Raw genomic sequence first — 24,227 nt, forward strand, 5'->3', positions numbered from 1 at the left:
TCACCGAGCTGGGCACGCCCCAAACGGTGGCCGTGGCATAACTAAGTCTGGGGTTTGGGGAGACTCAGTCTCAAACCGATTTATGCAACAAAGCCTTTTTCAAATATCAAAAATAAAATCAAAGGGAAAATATATATAATTTCAATCTTCTCAATATAAGTTTATTCTGGCAACATCGAGTGAATGGATGTGAAATTAAATATAATTCAGGAGATTTTTTAATATGCATGGCAGAGCAGGCTTTAATAAATTTAAAATAGGTTATTATTGGGGTCAATGAGTGTCTGCAGAAAATAATATTCTCAATTATTCTTGTGCTATTCGTCAGTGCATTATGTATTTTGCTGCATGACTACAAATACAGAGTCATCGGAGATAAAGATGTAATTGCTGCCAATTGCCTCAAACACTCCTATCAAGAGCCGGTGGGGAAAAAGATGTAATTAGGATTACGCAAGAGTACGGGTCTGTAATTCAGGGGGATGAAATTTACAGATATAAATCTCGTAAGGGTTGTGTAGAGGAAATTGCGGTCACGGCGGAAGGCGGGTGCGATACGGTAGGTCTGACCACTCCAGGTGAAGGCACCTTTTTTGCTCAATGTGTCGAAAAATAGTTGTAGGGACTGTGCTGTTGTTTCAGAGGGTGCTTGTCCTCGATTTCAGGGAGTCGCTTTCTATCAAGAGGTGCTAACACAACCCAGCAAATGGTAGATTTGCGATTGAGGTGAGGCGCGAAGCCGCAGTACAGACGTACGACAAGGCAACGCAAAGACGTCTCAAGGATTGTGCTAGCGGCTCTAAAGGCCTTCCAGTCAGGCATGCCGCACTGACAACCTCCTTCGGCGTGCCGGCGTACTTCTACGTACGAATGATCCCTGGCCGCGAGGCTGCAGCGCCACCGTCTACATCTACGACCTGCAGGGCAACGAACTGGGCTGCACATTTAATGGAAAGAAAACCGCCTCTGACCAGTGGGACGGCGCCTACAGCCAGAAATGCACCAACGCACGCGGCTACAGCACCGCTACCACGTACGACACCAACTACCAGACACAAAGCAACCCGATGGCTCGCCTACAGCTTGCGCAGCCGCTCCAGCGCTGCCAGCAGGGTTTCGTCCTTCTTGGCAAAGCAAAAGCGCACCACCTGCTGGTCGAAGCCATCGCCATAGAAGGCGGACAGCGGGATGGCGGCAACGCCCAGGTTCTTGACCAGTTGCTGGCAGAAATCGGCTTCGCTGGCGTCCGTCACGGCAGAGATATCGACACACTGGAAGTAGGTGCCCGGGCAGGGCAGCAACTGCAGGCGCGAGCCTTCGAGGCCTGCGCGGAAGAGATCGCGCTTTTTCTGGTAGAACGCGGGCAGATCAAGGTAGGGGGCCGGGTACTTCAAGTAATCGGCCAGGCCCACCTGCATGGGCGTGTTGACGGTGAACACGTTGAACTGGTGCACCTTGCGGAATTCTGCAGTCAGCGCTGCGGGCGCTGCAACGGTGGCCACCTTCCATCCGGTGACGTGGAAGGTTTTGCCAAAGCTGCTGACCACATAGGTGCGAGCCGCCAGGGCCGGGTAGCGCGAAGCGCTTTCGTGGCGTGCGCCGTCGTACACCATGTGCTCATACACCTCGTCGGACAGCAGCAGGATGTTGCTGGGCGCCAGCAGGTCTTCGAGCTGCTGCATCTCCTGCGCCGTCCAGGTGGTGCCGCTGGGGTTGTGCGGGGTGTTGATGAGCATCAAGCGGGTTTTGGGCGTGATGGCAGCGGCGATCCTGCCGAAATCGGGGCGGAATGTTTTGGGCGTGAGCGGCACACGCACGGGCACGCCACCGGCCAGCTCGATGTTGGGCACGTAGCTGTCGTAGCAGGGGTCGAGCACGATCACTTCGTCGCCCGGGCTCACGCAGCTCAGGATGATGGTCAGGATGGCCTGGGTGGCACCGGCGGTGACGGTGATCTCGCTCGTGGCGTCATAGCGTCTGCCATATAGCGCTTCGATTTTCTGCGACACCACCTCGCGCAGCGCAGGCACGCCAGTCATCGGCGGGTATTGGTTGTGGCCCGCCTGCATGGCACGGGTCACTCCTTCGATCAGCGCCGGGTCGCAGCCAAAATCCGGAAAGCCCTGGCCCAGATTGACCGCCTTGTGCTCGGCAGCCAGTGCCGACATGACGGTGAAGATGGTGGTGCCTACCTGGGGCAGACGGCTGGGAAAGCTGGGTGTGGAGACGGTGGCAGTCATGGATTTGCAGTGTTATACGTAGCTAGCGCCCGTTGGCCGGGCGCTGGTAGCTATCAATTCATGAGTATTTTAGACGCTGGGCTTACAGTTCATAGTCCGCCACGTGACCGACCATGGCGCGGTCGATCAGGTCATGGCTCAAGCGGTCGCTCAGCAGCTCGGCAAACTTGTAGACGAAGTTGCGCATGTAGGCGCCGCGCTTGAAGGCCACACGTGCCACGCTCTGGCCGAACAGGTAGCCCATGGGGCGCACCGCCAGGTCCTTGAGCGGGTCGTCGCGCATGGCCATCTCGGCCACGATGCCGATACCCAGGCCCAGGCGCACATAGGTCTTGATCACGTCGGAGTCGATGGCCTCCAGCACGATGCGCGGCGTGAGCTGGCGCGAGGCCATGGCTGCATCGATCTTGCCGCGCCCGGTAAAGCTGGGGTGGTAGGTGATCAGCGGCTCATTGGCAATGTCTTCGAGCGTGACGCGCTCTTTCTGCGCCAATGGATGCTGGTGCGGCATGACCAGCACGTGCTGCCATTCGTAGCAGGGCAGGGTGACGAGGTCGGGGTAATCCGCCAGCGATTCGGTGGCCATGCCGATATCGGCCTGCTCGTCGATCACCATGCGCGCTACTTCGGCAGGCGTGGCCTGGTGCAGGCTGACGGTGACCTTGGGGTAGTGCTCACGCAGCTTGGCCACGGGCGTGGGCAGCACATAGCGGGCCTGCGTGTGGGTGGTAGCAATCGACAGCGTGCCGCTGTCCTGGGTGCTGAACTGGTCGCCGATGCGCTTCAGGTTACCCACTTCGCGCATGATGATCTCAATGCTTTTGAGCACCTGCTGGCCGGGTTCGGTAATGCGCTTCAAGCGCTTGCCGTGGCGGGCGAAGATGTCGATGCCCAGCTCTTCTTCCAGCTCGATGATGGCCTTGGAAACACCGGGTTGCGAAGTATGCAGCGCCTTGGCGGCCTCGGTCAGGTTGAGGTTGCGGCGCGCGGCCTCTTGCACGAAGCGGAACTGATGCAGGTTCATAAAAGATTCGGCCTGCGCCCAGCGGCTGCGCGCGCTTTACACAGGTCCTACAAGATTATGGAATATTGATCTGCATCATTATGCTTCATTGGAATATAAACGCCAGTGATATCGATAGAACACTGAAATTTTGCCGGGATTCGGCAGGCCAATGTTGGCGGTAGCGCTAGTGGCGCCCGGATTGCCAGCGCATGGGCGCATCACTCACCAGCGCACCGGCATAGCAAGGCCACAAGAGCGACGCGCGGGGTGTCAGCTTTGCAGATAGCCGGCGGCCATGCTCGCCAGCAACTGCATCACCCGGTCGTCTTCACCCATGGCGGGCGCGATGGTCAGGGTCATCTGCGGAAATTGCGGTGCCGTGCGTTGCACCAGGGCGGGGATGTCGTCACGTGCATGCTTGCCCACCCCAAACAGCAGCGGCCAGATGGTGACTTGCGTCAACTGCGGGTGCTGCTGCACCAGCTGCTCCAAGGCGGCGCCCAGTGCTGGCTCGCACCAGTCCAGGTAGGCGCAGGCAACAGCTGCCTGCGGCCTATCCTGCTGCACCAGGGCCAGCAGCCGTTCGGCATTGCCGCGCCAGACCGGGTCCTTGGAGCCATGCGAGAGCAAAATCACTCCGGAAGCGGGGGAGGAGATGGGCATCGGATGCTCCTTAGGTGGTGGGCTGGGTAGTTGGCTGATCGGTTGCGGGTGCGCCAGACACTCCATGTGGCGAAAAAGAAACCGGTGTCAGCAAGGGGACTCGAAGGGAACCTTTGCGCATTATCGCTTTCCCATAGAGCATTGCAGCGGCTGTATCGTCCGGATACCGGCTGTAGCAGAATGTGAGATTCGCCGGAGCGCGGCATGGCGGCAAGCGCAAGCCAATCCGCTGGCAGGCTTTACATTTCCTACATATTAAGCTGCAAAAATAGTAGTTTGATCTCTACCAAAATCACCACCGATGATGCTGGATGCCCATTCTCCCTCTCGCCGCCCCATGGTTGCTTCTGCCCCTTTGCATTCAGCCCTTTCACTCCCATCTTCCGGCTGGCGTAGCGCCGCAGCTATGGCGGCCATTGCCTTGCTAGCGGCATGTTCCGAGAAGAAGGCTATGGAGGCGCCTGCGGCCAAGGCGGCCGAGGTGGGAATCATCACCGTGCAGCCGACTGCGCAGAGCCTGATGGCCGAGCTGCCGGGCCGCACCAGCGCCTTCATGATGGCCGACATTCGTCCCCAGGCCAACGGCATCGTCGAAAAGCGCCTGTTTACCGAGGGCGCGCAGGTCAAGGCCGGGCAGGTGCTCTACCAACTGGATGACCGCTCGGCCACCGCTGCCGTCAACAGCGCCCAGGCAGCGGTTGCCAAGGCCAAGGCCACCGCACAGACTGCGCGCAGCAACGCCGCGCGCAATGCCGAGCTGGTGAAGATCGACGCGATCAGCCGCCAGGTGTATGACGACAGCCAGGCAGCGGTTGCGCAGACCGCATCCGATGTCGCCGTGGCGCAGGCCGCGCTGGACAACGCCAAGGTCAACCTGCAGTACACCCGTATCACATCGCCCATCAGCGGCCGGGTCAGCACCTCTTCGGTAACGCCGGGCGCGCTGGTCACGGCCAACCAGACGGCACCGCTCACCACGGTGGTGCAGCTCGATCCGATGTATGTGGATTTCACGCAGTCGAGCACCGAGATGCTGCAGCTGCAGCGCGATCTGGCGGCCGGGCGCTTCCAGAAGGTCGATGGCGACCAGATTCCGGTGCGCATTCGCCTGGATGACGGCACCCAGTATCCGCACACTGCCAAGCTCAAGTTTGCGGGTGTGATCGTCAATGCCACCACGGGCACCGTCACTCTGCGCGCGCAGGTACCCAACCCCGATGGGATGCTGATGCCCAATATGTATGTGCAGGCCCTGCTGCCCACGGCAGTGGCGCCCGATGCGCTGCTGGTGCCGCAGCAGTCGGTCACCCGCGATCTGACCGGCCGCGCCAGCGTGATGGTGGTGGGCCAGGACGACAAGATCGAGAAGCGCCCCCTGGAGATTGATCGTGCCATCGGCAACCAGTGGCTGGTGGGCAGTGGCCTCAAGGCAGGCGAGCGTGTGGTGGTGGATGGTTTCCAGCGTGTGAAGGTGGGCGACAAGGTGCACCCCACCGTGGTTGACCTCAAGGCCAAGGCTGACAAGCCGCGCAGCCCGGGACGAGCGCCTGGTGAATCGGCAGCGCCTGCCGCGCCCGCTGCTTCTGCACCTGCAGTTGCCAAATAAAAAGAAGCAAGAAGAAAAAGGCAGCACCCATGGCACAGTTCTTTATCCAGCGCCCCATTTTTGCGTGGGTGATCGCCATCGTCATCATGCTGGGCGGCGCCTTGTCCATTTTCAAGTTGCCGCTGGAGCAATACCCCGAGATCGCGCCGCCGCGCGTGACGATTGGCGCCCAGTACACCGGCGCATCGGCTGAAACGGTGGAAAATTCGGTCACGCAGATCATCGAGCAGCAGATCAAGGGCATCGACAACATGCTCTACATGAGCTCGTCGAGCAGCGCGTCCGGCCAGTCGCGCATCACGCTCACCTTTGCACCCGGCACCAATGTGGACGTGGCCCAGGTGCAGGTGCAGAACAAGATCCAGGGCGCCTTGAACCGCCTGCCCGATGCGGTCAAGAGCCGGGGCGTCTTCATCAACAAGGGCGGCCAGGATTTTCTGGTCACCTACAGCTTTTATTCCAAGGATCCGTCGATCACCGAGGTGGACATTGGCGACTACATCAACTCCAACCTGGTCGATGTGATCGGCCGTATCGAAGGGGTAGGGGACGTCAACGTCTTTGGCACCTTCTATGCCATGCGGGTGTGGATGGACCCGGCCAAGATGGAGAAATACGGCCTCGTGCCGTCCGATCTGGTGAACGCGCTCAATGCGCAGAATGCCCAGGTCTCGGCGGGCCAACTGGGGGCCTTGCCTGCTGTTGAGAACCAGCAGCTCAACGCCACCATCACGGCGCGCACCAAGCTCAAGACGGTGGACCAGTTTGAGAACATCGTGCTCAAGGCTGCCACTGACGGCTCGGTCGTCACCATCGCCGATGTGGCGCGGGTGGAGCTGGGGGCCGACAACCTCTCGATCCAGGCCAAGCTCAACGGCATGCGCGGCGCGGGCATGGGCATCATCCTGGCCGACGGTGCCAATGCCATGGCGGTATCAGATGCCGTGGCTGCCAAGCTGGCAGAGATGAAGCCGTTCTTCCCCAACCAGATCGAGTACTTCGTCAGCTCGGATTCGACCCCCTTCGTGCGCGCCTCGATCCACGAGGTGGTGAGCGCGCTGGGTGAAGCCATGGTGCTGGTGGTGATTGTGATGTTCATCTTCCTGCAGAACCTGCGGGCCACCCTGATTCCCGCGATTGCCGTGCCGGTGGTGTTGCTGGGCACCTTCGGCGTGCTGTCCATCGCGGGCTACTCCATCAACACCCTGACCATGTTTGCCATGGTGCTGGCCATTGGCCTGCTGGTGGACGACGCCATCGTGGTGGTCGAGAACGTCGAGCGCGTGATGCACGAGACGGGCCTGTCCGCCAAGGAAGCCACCAAGCTCTCCATGCGTGAAATCACGCCCGCCCTGGTGGGCATTGGGGTCACGCTGTCGGCGGTGTTCGTGCCCATGGCGTTCTTTGGCGGCTCGACCGGGGTGATCTACCGCCAGTTCTCCATCACCATCGTCGCGGCCATGGCGCTGTCGGTGTTTGTGGCGCTGACGCTGACGCCAGCGCTGTGCGCCACCATCCTCAAAGCGCCGCAAGAGGATGCGCACCACGAGCGCGCCGTCCGCACAGGTCTGCTGGGCGTGAGCGACCGGTTCTTCCGCTGGTTCAACCGCAGCTTTGACGCAACCGCCAGCCGCTACCAGAGCACGGTGGCCTACAGCCTGCGCCGCGCCAAGCGCATGATGCTGATCTTTGTGGCCGTGCTGGCCGCCATCTGGATCGTGGCACGTGTGCTGCCCACGTCCTTCCTGCCGGACGAAGACCAGGGCTTTCTGTACGTCAACGTCAATCTGCCTGCAGGCGCCGCCGACGCGCGACTGCAGGACGTGCTGGACGAGGTGCGCGACTACCTGCTGGACCAGCCCGACATCATCAGTTTCAACCAGGTATCGGGGCTCAATGGCGACCAGAGCTCGGCGCGCGGCTTCATCCGCTTGAAACCCTGGGAGGAACGCCCTCTGGCCAGCCAGGCGGCCAATGCCATCGCCTTCAAGGCCAACAAGGATCTGGCACGCATCCGCGATGCCCGCGTGTACGTGATGATGCCGCCTGCCGTGCGGGGCCTGGGCTCGAATGCAGGCTTCAACTTCATGATCAAGGACATCAACGGCCTGGGCCACAGCGCCTTGCTGGCAGCCACCAACAAGGTGTTGGAAGAAGCCCGCAAAAGCAACCTGCTGACCGCCGTGCGCACCACCAACCTCGACGACGCCAGCGAGCTGCGCGTGGAGGTGGACGACCGCAAGGCCGCAGCGCTGGGCCTGTCATACAACGACATCAACAGCACGCTCTCCAGCGCCATGGGCGGCACCTATGTGAACGACTTTCTGAACAACGGCCGCGTCAAGCGCGTGTATGTGCAGGGCGATGCCAAGTACCGCATGCTGCCGCAGGACATTGGCCAGTGGACGGTGCGCAACAACAAGGGCGAGATGGTGCCTTTCAGCGCCTTTGCCAGCAGCCACTGGGCCTACGGCTCGCCGCAGCTGCTGCGCTACAACGGTGCCCCTGCGTATGAAATCATCGGCAGCTCCGCCCCCGGCGTGAGCTCGGGTGTGGCCATGCAGACCATCGAGGACATCCTCAAGCAACTGCCGCCCGGCATTGGCTACGAATGGACGGGCGCCTCGCTGCAGGAGCGCCAGTCGGGTGCGCAGGCGCCCATGCTGTACGCCATCTCGATCCTGTTCGTTTTCCTGTGCCTGGCTGCGCTGTACGAAAGCTGGACGGTGCCGCTGTCGGTGATGCTGGCCGTGCCGCTGGGCGTCATCGGCGCGCTGCTGTCCACGTATACGCGCGGGCTGACGAACGACGTGTACTTCCAGGTCGGCCTGCTCACCACTGTGGGGCTGGCCGCGAAGAACGCCATTCTGATCGTGGAATTTGCCGTGCAGCTGCAAGAGCAGGGCAAGAGCGTTTTCGACGCCGTGGTGGCCGCCGTGCGGCTGCGGCTGCGCCCCATTCTGATGACCTCGCTGGCCTTTGGCTTTGGCGTGATACCGCTGGCCATTGGTACCGGCGCCGGCGCGGCCGGCCGGGTGGCCATCGGCACGGCGGTGCTGGGCGGCATGGTGGCTTCCACCGTGCTGGGCATCTTCATGGTGCCGGTGTTCTTCCTGCTGATCCGCAGCTGGTTCCGCTCGCGCAGCCGCCATGAAGATGCTGCGCCGCCCGCAACTGCAATCGCAACCGTTAATGCGCACCCGGTGGAGGGCGCGCAATGATTCCGAGCATGAAGACTGTCTGCCCCTCTGCCTTGCGCCTGCCGCTCGCCTTGCTGGCGGCCGGGTTGCTGAGTGCCTGCAACCTCGCGCCCATCTACCAGCGCCCTGATGCGCCCGTGCCTGCCACGCTGGATGGCGCAGCCTCTGCCGTGCCCGATGAGTTCGCGGTAGAGCCCGTCTCTGCCAGCGAATGGCGCATGCTGCCCTGGCAGCAGTGGGTGGAAGACGCCCGGCTGCGCCAGTTGATGGAGGCCGCGCTGCAGAACAACCGCGATCTGCGCGTTGCCATCGCCAATATCGAAAAGGCGCGCGCGCAATACGGGGTGCAGCGCGCAGACCAGTTGCCCACCCTCAATGCCAGCAGCCAGGCCAGCCGTACACGCACGGCAGATGACCTGCGCTCGGCCAGTGCGGGCTCTTCCACGGCCAACCAGTTCAATGTGCAATTGGGACTGGCCAGCTACGAGCTGGATTTCTGGGGCCGGGTGCGCAACCTGAGCGAATCGGCGCTGCAGCAGTACCTGCAGATCGAGGAAAACCGCCGCAGCGTACAACTGGGCCTGATCACCGACATCAGCAACGCCTGGATCACGCTGGCCAGCGACCAGCAGCGCCTGCAACTGGCGCGCGACACCCTGGCCACGCGCGAGCATGGCTACCGCCTGGTACAGCGCATGCATCAGCTGGGCGCGACCAATGGGCTGGTGCTGGCACAGAACCAGACGGCGGTGGAGACTGCGCGCAACGATGTGGCGGCCTATGAATCGCAGGTGCAGCGTGACCGCAATGCGCTGCAACTGCTCGTAGGCGGCCCGGTTTCTGCCGACATGCTGCCGCAGGCGCCTGCCGCGTCGCTCACAGCCCTGGATCTGAAAAAGGCCGACTCCGGCCAACTGCTCAATGGCGCCACCCCCAAGGTAACCATGCAGACAGCCACCACGGCGATGACGCAGGTGCCAGCGCGCCTGTCATCCACCGTACTGTTGGCGCGCCCCGACATCGCGGCAGCCGAACACAGCCTGCAGGCCCAGTACGCCAGCATTGGCGCGGCGCGCGCCGCGTTCTTCCCCACCATCAGCCTGACGGCCAACGTGGGCACGGGCAGCAACGAACTCAGTGGTCTGTTTGAAGGCGGCAACCGCGCCTGGAGCTTTGTGCCGCAGATCCGCCTGCCCATTTTTGACAATGGCCGCAACCAGGCGAATCTTGATATTGCGCAAGCCAACCGCGATGTGGCGCTTGCGCAGTACGAAAAGGCCATCCAGACCGCCTTCCGCGAAGTGAACGATGCCCTGGCCGACCGTGCCACCATGCAGCGCAGGCTGGACTCCCAGACTGCCCTGGTGGCATCGGCCAGCCGCGTGCTGGAGCTGTCGCAGGCCCGCTTCAAGGCGGGGGCGGACGACTTCCTCACCGTGCTGGATGCGCAACGCAGCCTGTATGCCGCGCAGCAGACGCAGATCACCTTGCTGCAGGCCGAGCAGGTCAACCGCATTGCGCTGTACAAGGCATTGGGCGGCGGCATCGAGCCGGTGCAATAGGTAAAAAGTAAGCTGCTGGCGCTTGCAGGTATGGGTTTTAAAAGGCTACGTCGCCAAAAAACCGATAACGGCAAGCGCGGGCAGCGCAGCCCATGGCGTGCATATGCGCAAAGCCATCAAGGCCAAGGCCGCTGCACTACCATCGGGCTATGACAGATACACAGCGCCCTGACACCGTTTCCGACACCCCGATTGCCGCCACTGCCGCCGCGTCAGCTGCTTCAACCGCTTTCAGCCTGGATGCACCGGCTGCGCAGGAGGTGGATGCGCTCATCATCGGCGCCGGGCCGGTAGGGCTCTTCACCGCTTTTCAGCTTGGACTGCAGGGCGTGCAGGCACATATCTGCGATACCTTGCCTGTCATGGGCGGCCAGTGCATTGAGCTCTACGCCGACAAGCCCATCTACGACATCCCTGGGATTCCGTTGTGTACCGGCCGCGAGCTGGCGGCAAAGCTGCAGCAGCAGATTGCACCTTTTGCCCCCATCTTCCACCCCCGCACCCAGGTGGCCCAGGTGCTGGCCCAGGGCGATGGCCGCTGGCGCGTGCAGTTGCAGGGCCAGGAGCCTGGGCCGGATGGCGGCGACGGAACCACGTGGCTGTTGGCCAGAACCATTTTTGTGACAGCAGGTGTGGGCGCCTTTGTGCCCAAGCAGCTGCGCCTGCCCGGCATTGAAGCGCTGGTGGGGCGGCAGGTGTTCTACCACCCGGATCCGGGCGATGACTGGATGGCGCAGCAAGCGGCGGCGCTTGCTGCATCCAGGGCGCCAAAGATTGTGGTGCACGGCGGAGACGAGGCCGCCGTGCAGGCAGCCGTCGCCGCTGCGCAGCATCCTTCGCTTGCCAAGGCATCGGTTGCCTTGTTGCACCGGCGCGACCAGTTCAGCGCGCCGCAAGCCCTGCTGGATGCGCTGGCGGCCTTGCGTGCCAGTGGCCGTCTGGAGGTGGTGATTGGCATGCCGCAGAGCCTGGAGGTGGCTGAAGACGGCGCGGCCGCGCGCCTGCAAGCGATGGCGTACATCGATGCGGACGGCCAGGACCAGCGCCTGCCTTGCGACCAGCTATGGGTATGCCAGGGCATCTCGCCCAAACTCGGGCCCTTGCTGGAATGGGGCCTGGCGATCGAGAAAAAACAGCTGCAGGTGGCGACCGACACCTTTGCCACCAGCGCCACGGGCATTTATGCCGCTGGCGATATCGTCAGCTACCCAGGCAAGCGCAAGCTGATCCTGAGCGGTTTCTACGAGGCCACGATGGCGGCCATGGCGGCCATTGAATACCTGCGCGGCGAAAAGCTGCTGCTCGAATACACCACGACGAGCAAGCGCCTGCATGAGCGGCTGGGTGTGTCGCACCCGGATTGATGGAGCCGCTCCAGCTGTTTTAGCGCTTTCCGTAAGCGCGCTCCACCTTGGCCACCCGCACCTCGTAGTGCTCGTACCAGCGCTCTGCGCCTGCGCGCTGGGCGGCCAGGTGGTCGGCGTTGGCTTTCCAGGCGGCGATGTGGGCTTCGGTTTCCCAATAGGCAACGGTGATGCCCAGGCCATCGGCGCCGCGTGTGCTTTCTGCGCCTAAAAAGCCCGGCTGCTGCTGGGCGAGCGCCTCCATCTGCTCGGCCATGTTGCCGTAGGCGTCGTTTTCAGTGGCGGTGCGCTGTGAGGTAAAAATGACGGCGTAATAAGGGGGCTGGGGCGTTTTTGCGAATCGGGAGCTGCTCACGGTATACCTATTTGGAAAAAAGGGGGCAAGATGGAAGCGCCACGCTTGCCTGTTGCCTGTTGCCTGTTGCCTGTTGCCTGTTGCCTGTTGCCTGTTGCGTGTGGCCGAGGATTTTGTGGCCCTGGGCCCCGGGCAATAAAAAAGCCAGCTGGCAGGCTGGCTTGTTGAGGTGCTGGCAATCAGCGGATCAGGTCCTTGATCTTGCCGGGCTGGCCGTTGGCCTCGTCGGCGCCTTCGAGCGGCGTTTTGCGCTTGGTGATGCTCTTCCAGCCGTCGGCCAGGGCCAGCTCGGCGTTGAGCTTGATGAAGGCGATCTGGTCGGCCGGCACATCTTCTTCTGCGTAGATGGCATTGGCCGGGCACTCGGGAATGCAGACGGCGCAGTCGATGCATTCGTCCGGATCGATGGTGAGGAAGTTCGGGCCTTCGCGGAAGCAGTCAACAGGGCAGACGTCTACACAGTCGGTGTATTTGCACTTGATGCAGTTTTCGGTGACGACGTGGGTCATGGAATTTATTTACGCCAGTGGTTCAGACAAACAGCAGGAATTTTACGGTTTTTGTGCAAGAGCACATAGCGCGTACTTGAATACCGTGGTTTTCGGGTACGGGATGGGGGACATGTTCATTCCACGAGCACGGCCGCAGCCGTGCTGTTGGAGGCCGGGTCCACCAGGATCAGCGAACCCAGCTCGCGCGAGCTTGCAAAGGGCGCTGCCGGAATCGCCTCCTGCAACGTGATCTCGACGCGGCCGATGGCATTGGGCTCCAGTTGCTCGGCGGCCTGCCGCTCCAGCGTGTTGATGTCCAGCCGGTGCAGTACCTTGCGCACCTTGGCCTTGGTCCAGCGGCGGCCATGCAGGGCCTGGTACACGCGGCCCGGCACCAGGGGCTCGTCGTCCATCCAGGCGACGGTGGCGGTGATCTCGCGGGTGGCGGGCCAGGTGGCCTGCTCGGCGGGGGCGTCGAAGTCGTCGTCGGCTGCCGCAGCAGCCACAGGCGCGGCAATGAGCCAGTCGCCACGCGAGACATCGACCTCGCGGTCCAGCACGATGCCCGCGCTCTGGCCTGCGCCGCGGCTTTTGGCCTGGCGGGTGTGGTCGAGTACCTGGGCCACGGTGGCGCGCTGGCCGCTGGGCAGGATCTGCACGGCGGTGCCAACGGCAACGTCGCCGGTGGCCACCTTGCCCCAGAACACGCGGCGCCCCTGGCTGGTGTCGGCCGATGACGAGAACTTTTCCACCCACTGCACGGCAAAGGCAAAGGGCTGGCCTACGTCGGCAGGCGTTGCGGGTAGCTTTTCCAGCAGTTGCAGCAGGCTGGGGCCCTGGTAGCCAGCCCAGTCGGCATGGGGCGTCACCACATTCCAGCCCTTGAGCGCCGATACGGGCACGGTGGCGGCCACGGTGATGCCCGCGGCCTGCGCAAAGGTGGCAAGCGCATTGCGGATGTTGGCAAAGGCGAGGGCGGGGTCGGCCACGGCGTCGAGCTTGTTGACGGCAAACACCAGGGCATTGACGCGCAGCAGGTGCACCAGCAGGCTGTGGCGGCGGGTCTGGGCCAGCAGCGGCAACTGGGGGTTCTTCCAGTCGAGCTTGGTGGCATCGACCAGCACCACGGCGGCATCGGCGCTGGAGGCGGCGGTGACCATGTTGCGGGTGTATTGTTCGTGGCCGGGCGCATCGCCAATGATGAACTTGCGCGCTTCGGTGGCAAAGTAGCGGTAGGCCACGTCGATGGTGATGCCTTGCTCGCGCTCGGCAGACAGGCCGTCGGTCAGCAGCGCCAGGTCGGTTTCTCCGCCGCGCTGCACACCCGCGAGGTGATCCTGCAGCACCGATTTGCTGTCGACCAGCAGGCGGCCGATCAGCGTGGATTTACCGTCATCGACCGAGCCGCAGGTAATGAAGCGCAGGGCAGAGGCACTGTCTGCCGGTTTGGCATCAATTTGGCTGCCGGCAACTGATGGGTGGGCGGTGGCTGCTATGGTTTCGATAGTCATTAGAAATATCCGTCTTTCTTGCGCTTTTCCATCGAGGCGTCGCTGGTCTTGTCGTCCATGCGGGTGGCGCCACGCTCGCTCACTTCGGCTGTCAGGGTTTCGAGCACGATGTCGGCGGCTGTCGCTGCGTCGCTCTCTACGGGGCAGGTGCAGGTGATGTCGCCCACGGTACGAAAGCGCACGGTGCGCTGTTCCACCGATTCGCCATCCTTGGGTGGCGTGAGCGCCGTCACGGGCACCAGCAGGCCCTTGCGCTCGACCACATCGCGCTCATGGGCGTAATAGAGGCTGGGCAGAGCGATTTTTTCGCGGTCGATGTACTGCCACACGTCCAGTTCGGTCCAGTTGCTGATCGGGAAGACGCGGAAATGCTCGCCGGGCGCCAGGCGTGTGTTGAACAACGTCCACAGCTCGGGGCGCTGGGCCTTGGGCTGCCACTGGCCGAAGCTGTCGCGGTGGGAGAAGATGCGCTCCTTGGCGCGGGCCTTTTCCTCGTCGCGGCGCGCGCCGCCAATCAGCGCGTCGAAGCGGAATTCTTCAATGGCTTCGAGCAGTGTGACCGATTGGTGCACGTTGCGCGATTCGCCTGGGTGCGCCAGACGCACCGTGCCGCGTGCCATCGAGTCTTCAACGTTGCGCACGATCAGCTCGGCGCCCAGCTCCTGGGCGCGGAAGTCGCGGAAGTCGGTCACCTCGGGGAAGTTGTGGCCCGTGTCGATCATCAGCAGCGGGTAGGGGATGCGGCCGGCACCAAAGGCTTTTTCCGCGCACTTGAGCATGACCAGCGAATCCTTGCCACCGGAGAACAGCAAGGCGGGGCGCTCGAAGGCGGCCGCCACCTCGCGCAGGATGAAGATGGTTTCCTCTTCCAGCGCATCCAGATGCTGGTTGCTCAGGTGGCTGAGCACATCGGTTTCAACACGGGCGTTCATGGGTTTGTCCATTCAGATCGGCAAATCGGGTTCTAGCGCTTGTTCAGCAGGCGCAGTTAGCTGTGTTTTTTTGGTGTCTCTTTGATCGATATCCGATCAATGGGCCAGGTGCAGGCCGCATTCGCGCTGCGCTTCGCCCTTGGTTGGGTCCGCATAGTCGAAGTTGTTGGGCAGACCGTGTTTTTCGCAGTAGTCATACAGATCCTTGGACGACCAGTGCAGCAGTGGCGCCACCTTGATGAGACCATCAGGGTTGATGCTGACCGGCTCCATCTGGGCGCGCACGGCGCTGTCGGTGGCGCGCAGCGCGGTGAACCAGACCTGGGGCGCCGTCTCGCGCAGGGCCCGGGCAAAGGGTTCGAGCTTGACTTCTTCGGTGAAGGCGGCGTGGCGCGGGTCATCGAGTGCGGGTGTGGGGCCCTCGACCGCCTCGCGGTGCGCACGCGAGCGCAGCGGCAGGTAGGTGCGCAGGTTGAGCTCCAACTGCCGCGTTACCGCATCGGCAAAGCGGTAGGTGGCCTCGGTGTTGTAGCCGTTGTCCATCCAGATGACGGGAACATCGGGCCGCACCTGCGCCACCATGTGCAGGATCACCGCCTCGAAGGGACGGAAGTTGGTGGTGACGATAGCGCTTTTGCCCAGGCCCAGGGCCCATTGCACGAGGCCGGGTGCATTGTGGCCGAGTTCGAGATTGACTTGGGTCAGGTTCAGGCTGCTCATGCGGACTCTCCGGCAGTAGCAGCGGAGGCGGTAGCGTCGCGGGCAAAGTGCGGGCGCGGCTGCAGTGCGTCGCCTTGGTAGAAGCCGCTGAAGCGGGCAAACTGGCGCTCTGCGGCGGCGGGGTCGATGCCTTCGGCCAGCACGGCGCTGGTAAAGCCGCTGCGGGCCATCTGCACCAACTGGTCGATCAGTACGTCGCCGGTGGCGCGGATGTCGCCCGCAAAGCCATAACGGCGGCGCAGCAGCACGGCCTGGCTGAAGGCGCGGCCGTCGGTGAACTTGGGAAAGTTCAACTCGACCCGCTCCACGCCCTGCAAGGCGCCGCTCGCCGCGATCTCGGCGAGTTCGGCGTCATTGGCGATAACCAAGGTTTTTTCGGTATCTGCGCTTGGGGAGAGCGCGTTGGCAGCAATGATTTTCATGGCTTTTTCTCAATAGGCTGCGTTATTCGGCAATGGCTTCTTCGGCCTTGGGGTGGCGGGCGGCATTGGCGGCGGCCTTGAAAGGGTCGTGGCCAATGCGGCGCAGTGCGTCGATGAAGAATTCGCCCGGCTCGCGTAGCTCGCGGAAGGTGGAGAGCATGGCTTCGATCACATCGGGCACTTCGGCCGCCGAGAACGAGGGGCCCACCACCTTGCCCGGGATAGCCGGGCCAGACAGCGCAGTGCCGTCGGCCCCGCCCAGGGTGATCTGGTACCACTCCTTGCCGTCCTTGTCGACGCCCAGGATGCCAATATGGCCGCTGTGGTGGTGGCCGCAGCTGTTGATGCAGCCGCTCATGTGCAGGTCGATGGGGCCGAGGTCGAACACCTCGTCCAGATCTTGGTAGCGCTCGGTCAGCGCTGCTGCAATGGGTAGCGAGCGGGCATTGGCCAGCGCGCAGTAGTCGCCGCCGGGGCAGGCGATCATGTCGGTCAGCAGGCCGATGTTGGGCTGGGCCAGGCCCAGGGCGCGTGCCGCTTCGTACAGCGCAGGCAGATCGCTCTCATGCACCCAGGGCAGCAGCAGGTTCTGCTCGTGCGTCAGTCGCGCCTCACCCGCCGAGAACTGGTCGGCCAGCTGGGCCAGGGCGTCAATGGTGTCGGCATCGGCATCGCCCGGGGCAAAGCCCACACGCTTGAACGACAGCGCGACGGCGCGCAGGCCCGGCAGGCGGTGGCCGCGCACGTTCTGCTGCAGCCAGCGCTGGTAGAGCTGGCCGTCGGTCTTGACGCTGGAGGGCAGATTGGCGGGCTGGAGCGCTGGCACCACGAAATTGGCGCTCACGCGATCGAGCTCAGCCTGGGTGATGGTGTGCGGCGCGCCGTCCTGCTCCAGGATGGCGCGGTACTCGGCTTCCACCGCGTCGATGAACTTCTGGCCTTCGGCCTTGACGAGGATCTTGATGCGGGCCTTGTATTTGTTGTCGCGTCGTCCGTAGACGTTGTAGACGCGGATCACGGCCTCGATGTAGTTGAGCATCTGGTGCCAGGGCAGGAACTCGCGCACCACGGTACCAATGACCGGCGTGCGGCCCATGCCGCCGCCTACCTTGACGATGAAGCCAACTTCGCCCGCATCATTGCGCACGGTCTGCAGACCGATGTCGTACCAGCCGGTGGCGGCGCGGTCTTCGGCAGAGCCGTTGAGCGACATCTTGAACTTGCGCGGCAAAAAGGCGAACTCGGGGTGCAGCGTGCTCCACTGGCGCAGAATTTCGGCAAAGGGGCGCGCATCGGCCACGCTGTCTTGCGCAATGCCTTCGTATGCTTCGCAGTTGATGTTGCGCATGGCATTGCCACTGGTCTGGATGCCGTGCATGCCGACGCTGGCCAGCAGGTCCATCACATCGGCAGCCTTGGTGATGGGAATCCAGTTGAACTGCACGTTGGTGCGCGTGGTGAAGTGGCCATAGCCATACTTCAGCGGGGCTGCTTCCAGGGTGAGGCCGGGCTGGGCGGCCTGCAGCTGGTCCTGCGTGGTCTGGGCATGGGCCAGCAGCTCGGGGGTGGGCTTGTCGTATTCGCGGGCAATGTGGGCCAGCATGCGCAATTGGGCACTGTTGATCTCGCCATAGGGCACCGCAATGCGGGCCATGGGGGCGTAGCGCTGGATGTACCAGCCATTCTGCAGGCGCAGCGGCAGCAATTGCTCGTCGGTCAGCTCACCGCGCTGCCAGCGTTCAAGCTGGTCGCGGAACTGTTGGGCGCGGAGTTTGACGAATTCGCGGTCGAAAGAGGTGTATTGGTACATCGTGGTGCAAGGTTTGCTAGGCCCAAACCGGAGAAGCTGTCCCTCAATGGCGGCGGCTGTCCGGCTGTTTCGATGTACTGTAGAAAAGTTTTATATAAACTCAAACGACTTTTTTCTTGTGCATGTATGAAATTGAGTAATAAGAAAACCAAGAAAGCTTGTGCAGATTTGGCATAAGCGATCCCACATTTGACAGCTTTGAGGCGCTACGGCTGGGCAGACCGGTCGGCCCGTGCAGGGCGGATGCGGTCGGTGGACAAGGCTTTGGCCAGGCTGTTGGAGACCGGCAGTGGTTCGCCATGCAGGCGAGCGGCCAGCAGCTCAGCGCACAGCAGCGCCCAGCTGAGCCCGCGAGAGCCCATGGCGGTGCAGACCCAGGGCGGCATGCGACCATCCTGGGTACCGTTTGAATCGCTGGCGTTATTGTCTTCAGGCAGGGGGCCGACGACGGGCAGCCGGTCTACCGAGGCGCAGCGCACCTGCGCCCAGGTTTGGGCGGCGGCAAAAGGGGCGGCATAGACCTGGCTGGCCGTGGGCAGCAGGGTCTGCAGCTTGGCCCAGTTGTCGCCATGCGCGCGGGCAGTGTCTGCAGGCGAAGGCGGCAGTTGTGTCACATCGCGCTCAAAACTCGATCCCATCACCCAGGCGGGCTCCGCAGCACCAGAGGCGCTGGCTGGCGCTTTGAAGAAGGGCACCCAGCTGCCGTGGCCGTTGACCGGGTGATGCTGTGCAGGTACTTCGCCATCGCCATATCTGGCCCAGCTGACTTGACCGCGAATGGACTGCAGCGGCAATGGTTGGGGCGCGCTCGCTTCGGGCATGGAGGCCAATACCGCATTGGAATGTGGCCCTGCACAGATGATGAGCAGGTGCGCGCGTGCCAGCTCGGCGCCTGCCGCGTCCTGCACCGCCCAGGTTGCCGCATCCGATGAAGCTTTGACCTGCGCCACCTGCGCTTGCCCCACAAAGCGGATGCCCGGCGCCTGCAGCAGCGCCTGCACCAGGGCTGCGGGGCGCAGCCAGCCCGCATGCGTGTGCCACAGCGCTGCTTCATCGGCGGGCAGGCCTTGCGCTGCCAGCACGTCTGCGCTGGCGGGGGTGCTCCAGGCCGCTGCGGCCTGCGCCAGGGCCGGGTCTGCGCTCCAGGCGGGAGGGCGTTCGTGGGCGCCGGTGCGGCGGCTGGCCGTGTTGTCGGGCGCGATTTCGGCATGCGCTGCAGTCTCATCGCGCGGTGTGGCCAGACGGCGGCGCTCCAGCGCGCCGGTCGGCTCCCAGTCTTCGCCGTGCTGCAGCAACTGGCGCGCCCATTGCTCGGTGGTGCGCACGCCAGCGCGGGTGATGCGGGAGAGTACGCTGTCATCGCTGCTGGTGTGCGGCGCAAAAATGCCAGCGGGCAGGGCGGAGGCGCCTGCGGCTGGGTGCGGGGCAGCATCCAGCATCGTGACCTGCCAGCCGCGCAGGGCCAGCTGGTGCGCGCAGGCGGCGCCAGCGATTCCTGCGCCAATCACGGCGGCGGTGGGCAGATTGGGTGCTGCCAGATCAGCTGTTTTTACAGCGTGCGCCCCCAGTGCCCACAGCGGCGCCTTGCGTGGCTCCCAGGCGGGATCGAACGTGGCATGCAGGTTGTCGCGCTTGGGCGGCACGCCAGGCACCTTGTGCGCCTGAAAGCCGCATTGCGCCAGATCCTTGCGTACCTGGGCGGCAATCGTCCAGGTGGCAAGGCGGGTGCCGCGCCGTGCGCAGCGGGCCACGGCCTTGAGGGTGTGGAGGCTCCACATCTGTGGGTTGCGCGCCGGGCTGAAGCCGTCGAGGTAGATGCTGTCGACCGCCATGTCCTGCTGGCGCAGCATGGCCTGGGTATCTCCCACCAGCAGGGTCAGCAGCACACGGCCGTTGTCAAACCGCAGGCGGTGTACGCCGGGCAGCAGGCCCCACCACTGCGCGGCAAGCTCCCGTGCCATGGCCTGCAGATGCGGAAACTGCTCGGCATGGCGCAGCAGATCGCCCGCGCTCACGGGGAAGGCCTCGGTGGATACGAAATGCAGCAGTTGGCTGCGAGCAGCATCGCCCCGCCAGGCATGCCAGGTGGCAAGAAAATTCAGGCCAAAGCCAAAACCGGTCTCCAGAATGCGCCACTGCGGCTGGCCCGCCCATGCCGCAGGCAGGCCCACGCCCGCCAGAAAAACCTGCTCGGCCTGCTGCATCGCATATGCGGCCTCACTGCGGTAGCGGTCGCCAAAGCGCGGGCTATAGGGCGTGCCGTCTTCCATCCATTGCACGGTCTCGCTCATGGCTTGTTCGGTTCCTTGTCAAAAACATGAGCATTGTAGGTAGTTGGGGTATACGCCATGCTCACATTTCATTGACATGACAGAAAGCCCCATGCGTGCAGACTATCATGGCCCCATGTGTCCCCGCCGCTCTGTGATCCGAACGCTGGCCCATCCTGTGGTGTGCGCTGGCGCCTTGCTCTTTGCTGCAGCGGCCAGCGGCGAGGCTGCCATGCCCGTTGGCGCCGTGCCCTCCGTCTACAGCGCAGCGCAGGCCGAGCGGCAACCGTTGCTCGATACGCTGCAGACGCTGGTGAACATCGAGTCAGGCAGCAAGGATTTTGCCGGCGTCAGCTATATCGCCCAGGTGGCGGCCGACAAGCTCAAGGCCCTGGGGGGGGCGGTGCAAATCATTCGCAGCACCGACCCGGAGCGCCTGCAGGACACGCCCGAGCAGCCCGGCCCCGCCGTGCAGGCGGTGTTCAAAGGCTCGGGCCATTCCAGGATCATGCTGATCGCCCACATGGATACGGTCTACCACCAGGGCGATCTGGCGCAGCAACCCTTTCGCATCGATGGCGAACGTGCCTATGGCCTGGGCATCGAGGACGAAAAGCAGGGCGTGGCGCTGGTGTTGCACAGCATGGCCCTGCTGCAGAAGATCGGCTACGACCGGTTCGGCCAGATTACTGTGCTGTTCAACAGCGACGAGGAAATCAGCTCGCCCGGATCGCGCAAGCTGATCACGGCGCTCGCCAGAGACCAGGATGCCGTCTTCTCGTTTGAGAGCGGTGGCCAGGACGGCACGCTGCACCTGGCCACCAGCGGCATTGGCGCGCTGTTCCTGTCGGTGGAGGGCAAGGCATCGCATGCTGGCGCGCGGCCCGAATACGGTGTGAACGCGCTCTACGAGCTGTCGCACCAGCTGCTGCAGATGCGCAACCTCTCCCAGCCCGAGCGCGGCCTCAAGCTCAACTGGACACTGTCACAGGCGGGCAGCAACCGCAACGTGATACCCGCCCACGCCGAAGCACAGGCCGACGCGCGCGCCCTGCGCGTGCAGGATTTTGATGCGCTGCAGAGTGCCGTGCAGGAGCGCATCCGCAACAAGCTTTTCGACAGCAGCCGAATCAGCGCCCGCTTCGAGCTGCGCCGCCCGCCCATGGAGGCGAGCGACGCCGCCCGCAAGATTGCAGCCCAGGCCCAGCAGATTTACCGCAAGGAGCTGGATCTGCCACTGCGCGTGAACGATGTAGCTCTGGGGGGCGGCACCGACGCCGCCTTTGCCGCGCTCAGCGCGCGCGGTGGCGTGGTCGAAGGCATGGGCCTTGGCGGCTTTGGCGCCCACAGCAACCATGACGAATACATTCTGCTGGGCAGCATCGTCCCCCGGCTGTATCTGGTGGCGCGGATGGTGATGGAGCTGTCTGCGCCAAGAGGGGAGGCGGAACACAATGACGCTCACAGCGCGACCACGGATGCGCAGCAAAAATAATGTGCAGCGCTATTCTGGGCTACGCAGAATGCTACCAAAAGTAGAGTGAAAACGGCTATCCATTGAGTGCCGCAGCCGCCATGCCCGCAACCTGCAGGGCAATGTCGGCCGGGGTTTCGTCCTCCATGTGCCACACCGCAGAGAGCCCGCTCCACGCCAGAATCCATTGCAGCAGGCGCTGTCGATCGAGGTGTGCGGCCTGCGCGACCAGTTGCAACCGTGCCTCAAAGCGCTGCGGATGGCAAGCGATTGCGGCATCGGGGTTGCAGAAGAGGTTGGCATAGTCAAAGCCGCGCTCGCCCAGCAGGCCTTTGGGATCGATGGCCAGCCAGCCGCGCTTGCCGCCATCCAGAATGTTGTGGTGGTGGACATCGCCGTGCAGGCAGACGACATCGCGGGGCGCAGCCAGCAACTGCTCCATGGCCCGCTGTGACGCGCGCAGCACGCTGGCGGGCTCGGCACGGAAGGCCACCAATGAGGCAAAGCGCTGGGGCAGTGGCGTCAATGCAGGCAGCGGTGTGGCACGTGCGGCGTGCAATTGCGCGACGACGGTGCAGATGGTGCGAGTGGCCTCGCCATCCTTGCCGTGCTGGCTCATCGCCGCAAGTGAGCGTGCTCCGGCCGCCCGCTCCATCAACAGGGCATGGTCGCTGCGTGCGTATACCTGAACCGCGCCGCTCCCGCCCCACCACTGCAGCGCGTCGTAGCCAGCGGTTTCCTCCTCGGATTCGCTCACTTTCAGCATGGCCGGGCGGCCCAGGTGAATGACGGGGAGCAGAGTGGCCGCATGGGTCTCCACCACCGGCCCATCCGGCACCAGCGACCAGGCTTTCAGATACGTGGAGAGCTCAATTGGCATGCTGCAAATGGAGGTGCGCAACGAACAGCGTCAAAAAAGGCCGGTACAAACCGGCCGGGGTGCGAAACAGCTATCTGGCGCTTGGTGGATAAACGCCATTTGCTATCAAATAAGCAGCAATTACGCTTCGCTGGGCGGAACATAGCCCGCCGCGGCGTCTGCACCGCCGCCGAAGAAGTGATTCTCCATCTGGCGGGCGAGGTATTGGCGGGCGCGGGCGTCGGCGAGGTTCAGGCGGTTTTCGTTCACCAGCATGGTCTGGTGCTTGAGCCAGCCAGCCCATGCTTCCTTGCTGACGTTTTCCCAGATGCGCTTGCCCAGCTCACCAGGGTAGGGCGGGAAGTCGAGGCCTTCGGCTTCTTTTTGCAGCTTGATGCATTGAACCATGCGTGCCATGGGTGGTGTCCTTTTCGTAGTTGACGTGGGGTGCAGCTGCCGCCGCATTTCAGCCTTGGCCAATCAAGTGATTGAATCCATTGAGAAATCAGGGAAGTGGAGGCTGAGAATCGTCTTGTTAATAAATTTCAGTCATTAAAAACTGAATTAATAGTAGTTTGAGTTTTGAGGAGCGGATTTCAGAATGCCGTCAAGCCTTGGGGCAAGCGATATGCGCCCGCTGGCCATCCGATTTCTGAAATTTTGAAAGCTCTTCATGCAACAACGCCGCCACTTTATCAAGTTTCCGATAGCCGCAGCCGCAATCGCGTCTCTGATTGCTGCTGCTCCCGCAGCTTTCATCGGCAGCGCGCACGCCCAGGGCGCAGCGCCGGTGACTCTGCTCAATGTGTCCTATGACCCGACCCGCGAGCTGTACAACCAGTTCAACCAGGCCTTTGCCAAGCACTGGAAGGCGACGACCGGGCAGGACGTGACGATCAAGCAGTCGCACGGCGGCTCCGGCAAGCAGGGGCGGGCGATCATCGACGGGCTTGAGGCTGATGTGGCAACCCTGGCACTGGCAGGAGATATTGATGCGTTGCACAAGTTTGGCAACCTGGTGCCCGCCGACTGGCAAAAGCGTCTGCCGCTTAACAGCGCGCCTTACACCTCGACCATCGTGTTCCTGGTCAAGAAGGGCAACCCCAAGGGCATCAAGGACTGGGGCGATCTGATCAAACCCGATGTGAAGGTAATCACGCCCAACCCCAAGACCAGCGGCGGCGCACGCTGGAACTATCTGGCCGCGTGGGAATTTGGCAAGCGCACCTACGGCGGTGATGCGGGTGCCAAGGATTACATCAGCAAGCTGTTCAAGAACGTGCCCATTCTGGATACGGGCGCGCGCGGCTCGACCGTGACCTTTGTGCAGCGCGGTCAGGGCGACGTGCTGCTGGCCTGGGAGAACGAGGCCTATCTGGCACTCAAGGAGTTTGGTGCCGAGAAGTTCGAGATCGTGACGCCGTCGCTGTCCATCCTGGCCGAGCCTACAGTGAGCGTGGTCGACAAGGTGGTGGACAAGCGCGGCACGCGCAAGATCGCCGAGGCCTACCTGCAGTACCTGTACAGCGACGAAGGGCAGGACATTGCGGGCCGCAACTTCTACCGTCCCACCAGCGAAAAGGCCAAGGCGCAATACGGCAAGCAGTTTGCACAGCTCAAGCTTTTCACCATCGACGACGCCTTTGGTGGCTGGGCCAAGGCCGACGCCGCGCATTTTGCCGATGGCGGCACCTTTGACCAGATCTACACCAAGAAATAAGCGCCAGCGCCATCAGCAAAGC

Annotated in this window: 19 protein-coding genes; 6 read left to right on the top strand and 13 right to left on the bottom strand. The window is 63.0% G+C overall.

Going from position 1 to position 24,227, the window contains the following annotated elements:
• Positions 1-1,076: 1,076 nt before the first annotated feature.
• The 3 genes from HNP33_RS17915 to HNP33_RS17925 all read right to left on the bottom strand — a co-directional run bounded on the left by HNP33_RS17915 (position 1,077) and on the right by HNP33_RS17925 (position 3,909).
• On the bottom strand, positions 1,077-2,240 hold the full coding sequence (locus HNP33_RS17915) for a pyridoxal phosphate-dependent aminotransferase (RefSeq protein WP_184710983.1): 1,164 nt from the start codon (positions 2,238-2,240) through the stop codon (positions 1,077-1,079).
• An 82-nt stretch (positions 2,241-2,322) separates the two neighbouring features.
• Positions 2,323-3,264, bottom strand: coding sequence for a CysB family HTH-type transcriptional regulator (locus HNP33_RS17920; protein WP_184710985.1), 942 nt, complete (start codon positions 3,262-3,264; stop codon positions 2,323-2,325).
• Positions 3,265-3,516: 252 nt separating this feature from the next.
• A complete protein-coding gene (locus HNP33_RS17925) occupies positions 3,517-3,909 on the bottom strand; it encodes a sirohydrochlorin chelatase (RefSeq protein WP_184710987.1) in 393 nt (130 codons plus the stop codon).
• A gap of 301 nt (positions 3,910-4,210) precedes the next feature.
• Here HNP33_RS17925 and HNP33_RS17930 point away from each other — a divergent pair, with 301 nt between their 5' ends.
• From HNP33_RS17930 to HNP33_RS17945, 4 genes are all read left to right on the top strand, one after another.
• Complete coding sequence (locus HNP33_RS17930; RefSeq protein WP_418903859.1) at positions 4,211-5,515, top strand: efflux RND transporter periplasmic adaptor subunit; 1,305 nt, start codon at positions 4,211-4,213, stop codon at positions 5,513-5,515.
• Between the two features lie 29 nt (positions 5,516-5,544).
• Positions 5,545-8,736 carry an efflux RND transporter permease subunit gene (locus HNP33_RS17935; protein WP_184710991.1) on the top strand — a complete coding sequence of 1,064 codons (3,192 nt, stop codon included), beginning with the start codon at positions 5,545-5,547 and terminating at the stop codon, positions 8,734-8,736.
• The gene (locus HNP33_RS17940; RefSeq protein WP_233464592.1) at positions 8,733-10,277 is read left to right on the top strand and encodes an efflux transporter outer membrane subunit; all 1,545 of its coding nucleotides are present in this window, start codon (positions 8,733-8,735) and stop codon (positions 10,275-10,277) included. Before HNP33_RS17935 ends, HNP33_RS17940 begins: the two co-directional genes overlap by 4 nt.
• 149 nt (positions 10,278-10,426) lie before the next feature.
• Positions 10,427-11,641 carry an NAD(P)/FAD-dependent oxidoreductase gene (locus HNP33_RS17945; protein ID WP_184710993.1) on the top strand — a complete coding sequence of 405 codons (1,215 nt, stop codon included), beginning with the start codon at positions 10,427-10,429 and terminating at the stop codon, positions 11,639-11,641.
• A 19-nt stretch (positions 11,642-11,660) separates the two neighbouring features.
• On the opposite strand, the gene HNP33_RS17950 is transcribed toward HNP33_RS17945, so the two are convergent.
• The 8 genes from HNP33_RS17950 to mnmC form a co-directional block, all read right to left on the bottom strand.
• Complete coding sequence (locus tag HNP33_RS17950) at positions 11,661-11,996, bottom strand: antibiotic biosynthesis monooxygenase (RefSeq protein WP_325064955.1); 336 nt, start codon at positions 11,994-11,996, stop codon at positions 11,661-11,663.
• A 179-nt stretch (positions 11,997-12,175) separates the two neighbouring features.
• Positions 12,176-12,505, bottom strand: a complete 330-nt coding sequence (gene fdxA, locus HNP33_RS17955; RefSeq protein ID WP_184710995.1) for a ferredoxin FdxA — start codon at positions 12,503-12,505, stop codon at positions 12,176-12,178.
• Between the two features lie 116 nt (positions 12,506-12,621).
• On the bottom strand, positions 12,622-13,998 hold the full coding sequence (locus tag HNP33_RS17960) for a sulfate adenylyltransferase subunit 1 (RefSeq protein WP_184710997.1): 1,377 nt from the start codon (positions 13,996-13,998) through the stop codon (positions 12,622-12,624).
• Positions 13,998-14,930 (bottom strand): sulfate adenylyltransferase subunit CysD, encoded by a 933-nt coding sequence (cysD, locus tag HNP33_RS17965; protein ID WP_184710999.1) that lies wholly within the window; start codon positions 14,928-14,930, stop codon positions 13,998-14,000. Before cysD ends, HNP33_RS17960 begins: the two co-directional genes overlap by 1 nt.
• 96 nt (positions 14,931-15,026) lie before the next feature.
• Positions 15,027-15,650, bottom strand: a complete 624-nt coding sequence (locus HNP33_RS17970; protein WP_184711001.1) for a phosphoadenosine phosphosulfate reductase family protein — start codon at positions 15,648-15,650, stop codon at positions 15,027-15,029.
• Positions 15,647-16,072, bottom strand: coding sequence for a DUF934 domain-containing protein (locus HNP33_RS17975; RefSeq protein ID WP_184711003.1), 426 nt, complete (start codon positions 16,070-16,072; stop codon positions 15,647-15,649). The genes HNP33_RS17970 and HNP33_RS17975 overlap by 4 nt, the downstream gene beginning before the upstream one ends.
• Positions 16,073-16,094: 22 nt before the next feature.
• Complete coding sequence (locus tag HNP33_RS17980) at positions 16,095-17,882, bottom strand: nitrite/sulfite reductase (RefSeq protein ID WP_184711005.1); 1,788 nt, start codon at positions 17,880-17,882, stop codon at positions 16,095-16,097.
• Positions 17,883-18,088: 206 nt separating this feature from the next.
• Positions 18,089-20,173, bottom strand: a complete 2,085-nt coding sequence (mnmC, locus tag HNP33_RS17985; RefSeq protein ID WP_184711007.1) for an FAD-dependent 5-carboxymethylaminomethyl-2-thiouridine(34) oxidoreductase MnmC — start codon at positions 20,171-20,173, stop codon at positions 18,089-18,091.
• Between the two features lie 115 nt (positions 20,174-20,288).
• Between mnmC and HNP33_RS17990 the strand changes: the two genes are divergently transcribed.
• On the top strand, positions 20,289-21,647 hold the full coding sequence (locus HNP33_RS17990) for a glutamate carboxypeptidase (RefSeq protein ID WP_184711047.1): 1,359 nt from the start codon (positions 20,289-20,291) through the stop codon (positions 21,645-21,647).
• Between the two features lie 55 nt (positions 21,648-21,702).
• Here HNP33_RS17990 and HNP33_RS17995 read toward each other — a convergent pair whose 3' ends face one another.
• Together HNP33_RS17995 and HNP33_RS18000 are read right to left on the bottom strand one after the other, a co-directional pair.
• The gene (locus HNP33_RS17995; RefSeq protein WP_184711010.1) at positions 21,703-22,506 is read right to left on the bottom strand and encodes an aminoglycoside phosphotransferase family protein; all 804 of its coding nucleotides are present in this window, start codon (positions 22,504-22,506) and stop codon (positions 21,703-21,705) included.
• A 120-nt stretch (positions 22,507-22,626) separates the two neighbouring features.
• Positions 22,627-22,902 (bottom strand): oxidative damage protection protein, encoded by a 276-nt coding sequence (locus tag HNP33_RS18000; protein WP_184711012.1) that lies wholly within the window; start codon positions 22,900-22,902, stop codon positions 22,627-22,629.
• A 256-nt stretch (positions 22,903-23,158) separates the two neighbouring features.
• Between HNP33_RS18000 and HNP33_RS18005 the strand changes: the two genes are divergently transcribed.
• Positions 23,159-24,205: a sulfate ABC transporter substrate-binding protein gene (locus tag HNP33_RS18005; protein ID WP_184711013.1), complete on the top strand. Its 1,047-nt coding sequence runs from the start codon at positions 23,159-23,161 to the stop codon at positions 24,203-24,205.
• The last annotated feature ends 22 nt before the right edge of the window (positions 24,206-24,227 follow it).

The sequence above is a fragment of the Comamonas odontotermitis genome (assembly GCF_014207855.1).
Classification (GTDB): Bacteria; Pseudomonadota; Gammaproteobacteria; order Burkholderiales; family Burkholderiaceae_C; genus Comamonas; species Comamonas odontotermitis_A.

What these genes read in the sequence shown, in the direction of transcription:
- HNP33_RS17980 (WP_184711005.1), bottom strand. Translation starts at nt 17,882, where the DNA reads ATGTACCAATACACCTCTTTCGACCGCGAATTCGTCAAACTCCGCGCC.
- HNP33_RS18005 (WP_184711013.1), top strand. Translation starts at nt 23,159, where the DNA reads ATGCAACAACGCCGCCACTTTATCAAGTTTCCGATAGCCGCAGCCGCA.
- HNP33_RS17925 (WP_184710987.1), bottom strand. Translation starts at nt 3,909, where the DNA reads ATGCCCATCTCCTCCCCCGCTTCCGGAGTGATTTTGCTCTCGCATGGC.
- HNP33_RS17960 (WP_184710997.1), bottom strand. Translation starts at nt 13,998, where the DNA reads ATGACTATCGAAACCATAGCAGCCACCGCCCACCCATCAGTTGCCGGC.
- HNP33_RS17970 (WP_184711001.1), bottom strand. Translation starts at nt 15,650, where the DNA reads ATGAGCAGCCTGAACCTGACCCAAGTCAATCTCGAACTCGGCCACAAT.
- HNP33_RS17990 (WP_184711047.1), top strand. Translation starts at nt 20,289, where the DNA reads ATGTGTCCCCGCCGCTCTGTGATCCGAACGCTGGCCCATCCTGTGGTG.
- cysD (WP_184710999.1), bottom strand. Translation starts at nt 14,930, where the DNA reads ATGAACGCCCGTGTTGAAACCGATGTGCTCAGCCACCTGAGCAACCAG.
- HNP33_RS17940 (WP_233464592.1), top strand. Translation starts at nt 8,733, where the DNA reads ATGATTCCGAGCATGAAGACTGTCTGCCCCTCTGCCTTGCGCCTGCCG.
- HNP33_RS17935 (WP_184710991.1), top strand. Translation starts at nt 5,545, where the DNA reads ATGGCACAGTTCTTTATCCAGCGCCCCATTTTTGCGTGGGTGATCGCC.
- HNP33_RS17920 (WP_184710985.1), bottom strand. Translation starts at nt 3,264, where the DNA reads ATGAACCTGCATCAGTTCCGCTTCGTGCAAGAGGCCGCGCGCCGCAAC.
- HNP33_RS18000 (WP_184711012.1), bottom strand. Translation starts at nt 22,902, where the DNA reads ATGGCACGCATGGTTCAATGCATCAAGCTGCAAAAAGAAGCCGAAGGC.
- HNP33_RS17930 (WP_418903859.1), top strand. Translation starts at nt 4,211, where the DNA reads ATGATGCTGGATGCCCATTCTCCCTCTCGCCGCCCCATGGTTGCTTCT.
- HNP33_RS17945 (WP_184710993.1), top strand. Translation starts at nt 10,427, where the DNA reads ATGACAGATACACAGCGCCCTGACACCGTTTCCGACACCCCGATTGCC.
- fdxA (WP_184710995.1), bottom strand. Translation starts at nt 12,505, where the DNA reads ATGACCCACGTCGTCACCGAAAACTGCATCAAGTGCAAATACACCGAC.
- mnmC (WP_184711007.1), bottom strand. Translation starts at nt 20,173, where the DNA reads ATGAGCGAGACCGTGCAATGGATGGAAGACGGCACGCCCTATAGCCCG.
- HNP33_RS17975 (WP_184711003.1), bottom strand. Translation starts at nt 16,072, where the DNA reads ATGAAAATCATTGCTGCCAACGCGCTCTCCCCAAGCGCAGATACCGAA.
- HNP33_RS17915 (WP_184710983.1), bottom strand. Translation starts at nt 2,240, where the DNA reads ATGACTGCCACCGTCTCCACACCCAGCTTTCCCAGCCGTCTGCCCCAG.
- HNP33_RS17995 (WP_184711010.1), bottom strand. Translation starts at nt 22,506, where the DNA reads ATGCCAATTGAGCTCTCCACGTATCTGAAAGCCTGGTCGCTGGTGCCG.